This is a genomic window from Marinobacter sp. SS21, assembly GCF_028369065.1.
Lineage (GTDB): Bacteria > Pseudomonadota > Gammaproteobacteria > Pseudomonadales > Oleiphilaceae > Marinobacter.
In genome coordinates this window covers 3,972-5,798 of sequence record NZ_JAQNDA010000022.1, presented here as the reverse complement: position 1 = coordinate 5,798, position 1,827 = coordinate 3,972, and the positions used below count along the sequence as shown (strand labels likewise).

The 1,827-nt window shown below is 54.6% G+C and carries 2 rRNA genes (1 of these 2 cut by a window edge); both read right to left on the bottom strand.

What is annotated here, in order from left to right:
- Positions 1-6: 6 nt before the first annotated feature.
- Positions 7-122, bottom strand: a 5S ribosomal RNA gene (gene rrf, locus N6L25_RS17605).
- Between the two features lie 80 nt (positions 123-202).
- Positions 203-1,827, bottom strand: a 23S ribosomal RNA gene (locus tag N6L25_RS17600); it runs 1,262 nt beyond the window's last position.

Below are 1,827 nucleotides of genomic sequence, written 5' to 3'. Positions count from 1 at the left end.
TTAGGAGCCTGACGATGACCTACTCTCGCATGGGCAGAAGCCACACTACCATCGGCGCAGGACTGTTTCACTTCTGAGTTCGGGATGGGATCAGGTGGTTCCAGACCGCTATGGTCGTCAGACAAAACGGGTGATCACTGGGTGAGGATGAGAAGTGATGTGATGTTGATTTCGCGTTATCCGCAATTGTCTTGGGTGTTATATAGTCAAGCCGCACGAGCAATTAGTACTGGTTAGCTCAACGCCTCACAGCGCTTACACACCCAGCCTATCAACGTCCTGGTCTTGAACGGCTCTTCAGGAGGCTCAAGGCCTCAGGGAGATCTCATCTTGGAAGGGGCTTCCCGCTTAGATGCTTTCAGCGGTTATCCTGTCCGAACGTAGCTACCGGGCAATGCTTCTGGCGAAACAACCCGAACACCAGAGGTTCGTCCACTCCGGTCCTCTCGTACTAGGAGCAGCTTTCCTCAAATCTCCAACGTCCACGGCAGATAGGGACCGAACTGTCTCACGACGTTCTAAACCCAGCTCGCGTACCACTTTAAATGGCGAACAGCCATACCCTTGGGACCGGCTTCAGCCCCAGGATGTGATGAGCCGACATCGAGGTGCCAAACACCGCCGTCGATGTGAACTCTTGGGCGGTATCAGCCTGTTATCCCCGGAGTACCTTTTATCCGTTGAGCGATGGCCCTTCCATACAGAACCACCGGATCACTATGACCTGCTTTCGCACCTGCTCGACGTGTCTGTCTCGCAGTCAAGCGGGCTTGTGCCATTACACTAACCGCATGATGTCCGACCATGCTTAGCCCACCTTTGTGCTCCTCCGTTACTCTTTGGGAGGAGACCGCCCCAGTCAAACTACCCACCACACAGTGTCCTCATCCCCGATAAGGGGACCAAGTTAGAACCTCAAACATGCCAGGCTGGTATTTCAAGGTTGGCTCCACCGGAACTGGCGTCCCGGGTTCAAAGCCTCCCAGCTATCCTACACAAACATGCTCAAAGTTCACTGTGAAGCTATAGTAAAGGTTCACGGGGTCTTTCCGTCTAGCCGCGGATACACCGCATCTTCACGGCGATTTCAATTTCACTGAGTCTCGGGTAGAGACAGCGCCCCCATCGTTACGCCATTCGTGCAGGTCGGAACTTACCCGACAAGGAATTTCGCTACCTTAGGACCGTTATAGTTACGGCCGCCGTTTACCGGGGCTTCGATCAAGAGCTTCGCCGAAGCTAACCCCATCAATTAACCTTCCGGCACCGGGCAGGCGTCACACCCTATACGTCCACTTACGTGTTTGCAGAGTGCTGTGTTTTTAATAAACAGTCGCAGGGGCCTGGTATCTTCGACCGGCTTCCGCTCCACCCGCAAGGGGCTTCACGTACACACCGGCGTGCCTTCTCCCGAAGTTACGGCACCATTTTGCCTAGTTCCTTTACCCGAGTTCTCTCAAGCGCCTTGGTATTCTCTACCTGACCACCTGTGTCGGTTTGGGGTACGGTCTCGAATCACCTGAAGCTTAGAAGATTTTCCTGGAAGCAGGGCATCAATGACTTCCCGCTCTAAGAGCAGTCGTCGTCGCGTCTCAGAATTGTGGACCCGGATTTGCCTAAGTCCACTCCCTACTCGCTTAAACCGGGACAACCGTCGCCCGGCTCACCTAGCCTTCTCCGTCTCTCCATCGCAGTGATCCAAGGTACGGGAATATTAACCCGTTTCCCATCGACTACACCTTTCGGTCTCGCCTTAGGGGCCGACTCACCCTGCGCCGATTAGCGTTGCGCAGGAACCCTTGGTCTTCCGGCGTGGGGGTTTTTCAC